The sequence below is a fragment of the [Flexibacter] sp. ATCC 35208 genome, assembly GCF_001975825.1.
In the GTDB taxonomy this organism is placed as follows: Bacteria; Bacteroidota; Bacteroidia; order Chitinophagales; family Chitinophagaceae; genus Chitinophaga.
The window spans coordinates 1-7,551 of the sequence record NZ_MTKN01000128.1; the positions used below are offsets into that span (position 1 = coordinate 1).

Sequence of the window (7,551 nt, forward strand, 5' to 3'; positions counted from 1 at the left end):
ACGGCTACCATAATAAACATAACTCTTCAACGCCCGCCAGTTGCCCGCCAGTCCATATGTATATGCATTTACACTTGTATCAGTAACAGCGCTGTAACACAGACTGGATGCCACTATGGTGCAGGTATAACAGCTATCTACAGACAAAGTAGCCACAGATGTACTGCTGGTTTTAGTATGATAAGTCACCACATCACCTGTGCCTGAACACGCATCACTGACAAGATTCGCAAACGTAACTGAGCTGGATGATTTGATATTGATCGTACAGTCTCCGATACGTGCTACGTATTTGGTACTGGTGGCATCAGCAGAAGTGGCGTAGAAATAATTATTGATATTCTTATACAGAATTGCACATTGTGTATAAGACACGTCATAGCCTGCATTCCGGGCATCAGTCATGAGAGATGCCAGGATAATATGATCTGTCTCTTTTGTAAACAGACGACCGGATGTGATCACATAATCGAACAATGGTTTCAGGCACTCGCAGGTACAGGATTGTCCGTACGCGTTGCTGCCAATCAGCATTATTGCTATAAGGATATATTTTTTCATGTGTTATATTCAGACAGTTAAGGAAATAATGATTACTACCAGATTTCGATGGTTAACGGCGGCCCACTGATGTGATAAGTCGTTGCGGTAGTAAATGTTTGTGTATCTCCCCCATTGATAGATATATGATAAGTATAAGATGTTGTTTGCGGATTGAATGTAATATTCCACATAGCAGATGATATTGTCGTATATATACTATCCACCATTGCAAAGAGCTGTACCGTATTTGAGAATCCGGCATCTGTTGCATAGGTTACCTCTACCGGTGACGGGCTATACCCATCTTTGGCTTTTACGATCAGGTGCGTAGCATCCAGACAGGTGCCTGAATTATTAGCCTGTGTTTGTAATGAGGAGGTATCGACTGCAGCAGCCGCTTTGTTGTTGGCATCGGCTACAGATACATAAGAATAATACAAGCCTGCTGCTATGGTGACAGATACGGAGGAGCCTACATAACCCGAGTCACAATCATTCTTAGACACACTTACACTAAATGAAGTATTATATTTTCTTTTATTTCTTGACAGCAAAACATTGATCGGTGTACTGGATTGAAAAGTCTGATAGGTATCATCGCTCAGCTCATACTCTGTAGAATCCGCAGAATATGCATAACAGGTTTCCATGGCCGCCATCCTGACGGTATAGGAGCCCTCCGGAATCGCCTTACAGACAGGGAATTGAGTCACCTGTTCTCCGCCACCTACCTGGTAACTCACGCCCGTTTCGTTATTGATCGCAATCACTTCAAAGGATGGGAGGTCTTCAGAATCATCTTTCTTATATGCTGTCAGATTACAGGTTTCTACGCAGGTACTATTCATTGCCGCGTATATTGGCCCGATGGAATCCAGTGCAGCCTGCGCGAGTGCATTGGCGGCAGCCTGACTCACTGTTGATGAATACTGATCTCTTGGTATACTATAATAAACAGGATCTGCGGAGCCACTTGTACATTCTATGGTGTAATAGCCCCCTATGCTATCATTACCATATACATGCAGACCACAACCGCTATTATAGTCAGCATAAGTTTGCTGTATACAACTGGTCACTGAATCTACCTTCTTTACATCTGTCACTTTCCAAAACTGGCTATATTCTGTAGCACTGGCTGCTAATACGCGTGAATTTTCATCAATCACCAATGATGTACCACTTGAAATAGGGTTTTCCAACATAGCGACCTCCCCTGCTGAAACCGATAAGTTTCTTCTGCCAGACCTTGTCACCTTCATCGTTACCTCTGTGCCAGTGAAAGGAGCTCCATCTTTATCTACAAAATAAATAGCAGGATCTCCTCCGCTAATGGCATTGGCATCAACTGCATATAATCTGCTCAATGCAGGCCAGGTAGCAATTTCAGGTTCACAATCCGTACCACCCGTTTTCTGCCTGGTATAAACCAGTATTTCATCACCTGCAGAGAAATAGCTAACCACCATAGCTGAGTCCAATCCTGATATTATCTTCCCCTCCTTAATAGTTACATTATCTGCTGTAGCCCCGATATTCTTATAGGCCCCACTCATCCCATCATAAATCCAGCCTGCCGGTAAAGAGAAATTGTATATCGGGTCATTAAATTCATTCTGGGTACTGGTCAGTACTACGGAGCCAGACTCCCCATCATACAACATATTCCGTGTCACCACCCTGCTGCCTTTATCAATGGCCACAACACTATCCAATAGTCCATGACGATTGACTACTTTCATGGTACCTGCTACTCTGAAGATGACTTCTTCACGTTGTGCGATATTCAACAGACTCGGAATGATTGCCCAGAAAGTACCCACCAAAAATCCATCACTATTAATATTCAGATTGAATGACTGTGTTACAGAACGTTGTTCTCTCATACTCATCATTAGCTCCACATCCTTACCTACTGTGGCGGCTGTATCGATCACCCCTTCTGCACTGATCACCTTTACCGTATTGTTCAGGTGCTTAAACGTAGCTGTTGCATCATCCGTGTGGTAATGATAATGAGTAGAGGTGATTGCATTCGTTGAATCCGCTTCTCCAAATAATGACTGTGATTTAATCTTCCCATTCATATCATTCAACTCTACTTTAAATCCCTGGCTAACCGCCATGTAATGACGGGCATTGATGCGTAGCAAATTGGCCAGTGTGGGTTTAAACCTTTTCTTATTATCACCCAGCGGGGTCATGTCTGTAATAGTGGGAAAATCATAGCTGGTATAGAAACAGGTTTCTGAATAGCCATTTGCAGAGCGTTTTAGCTTTGTATTGATGGATCGTACCTTGACCCTGCTATATCCCACTGAGGGACCAGGGAAAAAGGTTTCGCCCAATGGTCTTTCTACATAACCCGAACTGACAGGCGCCAAAACGGCTGACTGCTGTTTATACTGAATAGGTAATCGCCATGGATTTTCTTCACCCCCAATGGTAGGTTCCCAGATGGCCACCCCACTACTAATCGTTAAGCTATCTTTAGTGGTCGTATAGGTATATTCCTGGCCATATACAGCTTGTTTCTGACTGGTCATTGCATCCCAGTTATCATAGATACTGATCCGTTTTACACGAAGTCCACCTCCATATTTCTTATAATAAGGATTGGCCAGTCGTACAAAAGAGCGGGTAGTATCAAAGGTTTTTGCCCAACCTTTAATCCGGGCGCTTTTATCAAAACCCGTGATCATTTCGGTCAGGTTAGTGACCTGCGATAAGAGCATTTTTGCACCATCCAGAGGAGTGAGATCATCACTCGTCTCTGATCCGGGGTATGCTTTGGAAGAAAGGTTCAGGCGCAGGAACTGCATCGCTGCTTTTGCTAACGGACTATACCCCCCGCTGCTGACTTCGCCGGAGCTATTGATAGCCTGTAGTTTGAACCAGATGCTATTACCATCGTTAAAGGTTCCATAGTTGCCCGGATCAAGTGTGGCATAACAGTTTACATACTCACCCCCACTCCCGAATTTATCCGTTGGCATCTTTACAAACATTTTGAAAAACAGCGTATCCATGCCTTCGAGATAACGGGTATATACCTCTTCATCAGTTATGGCCTTTGGTACATTTACACCCACATACAGATGTTCATTACTGGTACTGCTACTGCTGTAAAGGTTTGTTGTCAGGTTTGCCTGGGAAGGAATACCTGTGTATACACCTGCCACATGAAACATCTGTGCTGCACGCCTGTTCTGTACATAGGCATAATCATCACTTTCATAATCTACTTTCATGGTGGCTCCGGATGGGAGTTTTATCCGATCCAGTGTCCAGGCGGCCATATTCTGAGCTGCCAGTGTACTATCCTGTAATGCGTATGGATATTCAGCATTATTCAGACTACCCGGGTTTTGTGCGGCATCTTTATAATTACCCCATCTGTCATAGTTCTTAGTGGCATATGTAGGATTGTTGCTATTATAGCCAAACACATATGCATTCTTATCTGCACGTTGATTACCATTGTAGGTGAACCAAACCTTTTCAAGTGTCAGTTTGCCTTTTGTTGGCTCACTTGCATTCACACCTTTACATAAAGAGTAACTATATTGAAAGTGAACTGTTTTTATTGCCAATGCTTTTGTACCATAACTCAGGAAATCTGATTTGGAGTACACCTTGATAGAGTCCAGTTTCTTGTGCTGGCCTATTGCCTGCAGGTTTCCATCCTCATCCATGCCCGGCATATCTTCCCTGTTGCTCACCCAGAAGGTAGCTATCATATTTTTTGACTCTATGGAGTTGAGGTACCACAATTCTTTCTCACCATATACATAACTTCCTTTATCATCCCTGTTGTCGGTCAATAAATTGGGGTTATAGGTCGCCTTCTTTGAATAAGGAGTACGCCATCTTTCCGGGTTGTTCTTATCTGCCATCTTCGAATAATTGAACTTGATGGCATCGCCCCTGTCATCGGGTGTAATGCCATCTCCGGTGAGATCCACATAATCCGGGCTCAGGATACCTGTAAGCAGGAAGGAATGAGGATATGCGGGCGTTTCTTCTTTACTGAGGTAGTTATCAATACCATTTCTGTTAGCAGTGGTATTGTCTTTTCCTGGAATGTAACCAACCAGCCCTTCAGCGATACTACCACTATCTGTATTCACAGAAAAAGAAACATCTTTTTGCAAAAAATTATATACTGGGATACCGTATATGTAACGGCGCCCATCAGCATTCAGTACATCGATCTCAGAGAAGTGATTGCTCTTCCTGAAAGTATTGACACGCTTTTCTCTTGCAATAGCACCATCCTCAATTTGGAAAGTATCTTTTGCAGGTGTGAGATATAGATTTGGTTTAGGAACAAACTGATTGGGTAATCCGGCATATTTCCATTGTAATTTCGCTACACCGCGCTCGTCTTTCTGGTAATACTCCATTTTGATAGTATACGTCTCACCAGCTACCAGGTTAAGTACAGCAGAATCCGCCTTACTATCAGGATGATCTGTCCACCTTTGAAACACGAGAGAATCATTTATGTATAACCTGATACCATCATCACTGCGTGTAGAAACAACATATCTACCTGTCACGTCTGTCTTTAATCTCCCGGTCCAGCGCACAGAAAAATTATGCCTGATCGTAGATATGCCTTCAGGCTTATTTACATTGATCTCTGTAAGGTTAGCAAAGTTCACCACTGTATCTGTTCTGCTAAAAAGGAAAGATTTAAAATTTCGTCCACTGTAGTAATCACCTCTTAAGCCCTGCATGCTATCTGTGAGGTCAGAAGGATAAGTAACATCGCAACTTTGCAGTGGGAAAGTGTTTACCGCATAGTTGTCTATATATTGTGAAAGTCCTGCAGTCGTTGCTTCTTCAGCGGTGAGATAAGAAATGACCTGTGTACGTTTATCACGTTTCATTCTACCCGCCGTTTCACTGGTCACGGTTACAAAACTATCTTTTGAAAAAGCTTTGTATCTGTCCAGTATATTGAGGGCGTACATTCGTGCACTACTGCTACTAAGGTGTTGCAGACGGGTAGTGACTACTTCATCACCCCCAAGAGCATCATACCAGTCTTTATCATTCACGGTTGTTTCTCCCGGGTTACGGAAATAAGCTGCTTCATATAAACCCGTTGAACTTTTAAAAGGAACTTCCAATGCCATATAGTTACGGGCTGTCCATGGATTTACTTCAGTGCTGGCACGTACCAGGTTGAAATCACCACCCCAATGGAAGGATTGCCCAAAACCCAGGTCGACATTTCCACTGGTAGAACCATCTTTGGTTTTCATTTGGTGATCATACACATAACCGATATCCCCCCTGTATGCACGGAACATACCACCTGTTCCTTCACCTGTAATAGAAAATACATCATAGGTATAAGCAGGAATACCAATAGTAGGTATAGCAGGCTTTTCCCTGTAGGGCATTTCCTTTTCTATATTATAATCCAGCAGGGAAGCGGGCTTTTCATTTGCATCCTGGTAATTTAGGTAACCAAATGCGGGCAGAGAGAGCGAAGTATCTTCATCTGCTATATATTGTTTGGAATGGCTATATTCCCCCTTTATAAATGGATGGTATGCAATAGTCGTAGTACCTATCTTCGCAGAAAAACTATAAGCAGAACCTGTATATGGCATCGTGATCGTAGGCATGTAAGCAGGTTTGGCAAATGAAATGCTGGTTCCGAATACACCTGATGATGAAGGGTTTCTATAGTTAGCATCTACTTTACTTTTCTGCATAACCTGGTATAAACGGGTACCTACTGATAGCTGCAGGTCTTTCAAACCAGCGCGCGTATTGTAGGAAGCTGAGACAGATGCCGAGGTGGATGCTGATTTTGACTCTAAATCACCATCCTTCGCGCTGACACTTTCAAAAAGGGAAACCCCGGCAGTGAGACCATCAGTGGAACTATTTGTCAATGACAACCCTCCTGATAACCCGGGGAACGTTTTGGAACCAGCATTCAACCCGGCGGAGAGGGAAGATTCAATACCATATCCCTTATAGTTATTATGTGTGAAACCTAGACCAAATGAAATGGTACCAATGGAACTATCACTTGACTGCGCCGTCTCTGAGGGTTTACCAAAGAGTTCATAACCTACCTCCAGGTTCACTCCCCATGTTTGTGTAGGCTTAATATATTGGACTTTACGAATACTATCTTTGCCATCAAAATCGTCAGGGATACCTCTCAGGTTACGTGTGATCGTACCTGGATTAATATTCCATCCAAGTCCTACCCAGCTGGGTTCCTGATCCATGGAGATACCGCTATTGTAACCAAGGGCAATCGGATATCCGCCTACATCCAGCAGGGGGATTGAATAAGAGAAATCTCCGGAGAACAGGTCGACCATATTGTCGCTGCTCACAGAGGTGAAGGCCTGCATTTCAGGTTGACCCGGTCCGCCTATCCTGGCAGTAGCAGTCGTCGACACATTATTGGTAACAGGCAGGAGGCCATTATTGGTACCTGGAGGGAAGTCCTTATAAGTACCAGGCGTAACAGCCTTATAAATAGCCGGCACTTTATGAATTGAGGGGTTGACAACCACTCCATTTATTCCTTTCATCGGAAAGCTTTTTGCAGCAGCCAATGAATAAGCAGGAATGACTGTTTGAATGTATAGTAGGGCCAGCATCGTAATGGCAAATGCCTTCTTCCCCTTTGCAGCTAAATCCAGTATCATATTTATTTAGATTTATTGCAGGCCTGGTGAGCCAACAAAAATGGTATAATCTTCATAGGCAGGTGCTACTTTAAATTCGGCACCTGCTTTAAAAAAATAATTACGCTCATCGAACAGTCGCAGGTTCTTTTTCAATTCCCTGTAACCAGTAAAGGTGGCTTTTACAAAAGCATATTCCTCATATTTATCCGGCACATCTCCCTGTGATTGTTCATCCATCAATAAGGATGTGCGGATAATGTATTCCATGGAAATCAGCCTTTGTGCAGCGGTATCCAGAGTGATATTAAGCTGCTTGCAGGTACCCCCGGAGGGAAAA

At 43.3% G+C, this 7,551-nt stretch carries 3 protein-coding genes; all 3 read right to left on the reverse strand.

Annotated elements, in window-relative coordinates:
* On the reverse strand, window positions 1-561 hold a 561-nt coding region (locus tag BW716_RS34095; RefSeq protein WP_143709209.1), incomplete at its 3' end, for a hypothetical protein.
* Between the two features lie 35 nt (window positions 562-596).
* Complete coding sequence (locus tag BW716_RS34100) at window positions 597-7,232, reverse strand: PA14 domain-containing protein (protein ID WP_083730524.1); 6,636 nt, start codon at window positions 7,230-7,232, stop codon at window positions 597-599.
* Window positions 7,233-7,244: 12 nt separating this feature from the next.
* Window positions 7,245-7,551, reverse strand: a 307-nt coding sequence (locus tag BW716_RS34105) for a hypothetical protein (RefSeq protein ID WP_220388903.1), incomplete at its 5' end; no start/stop codon positions are given.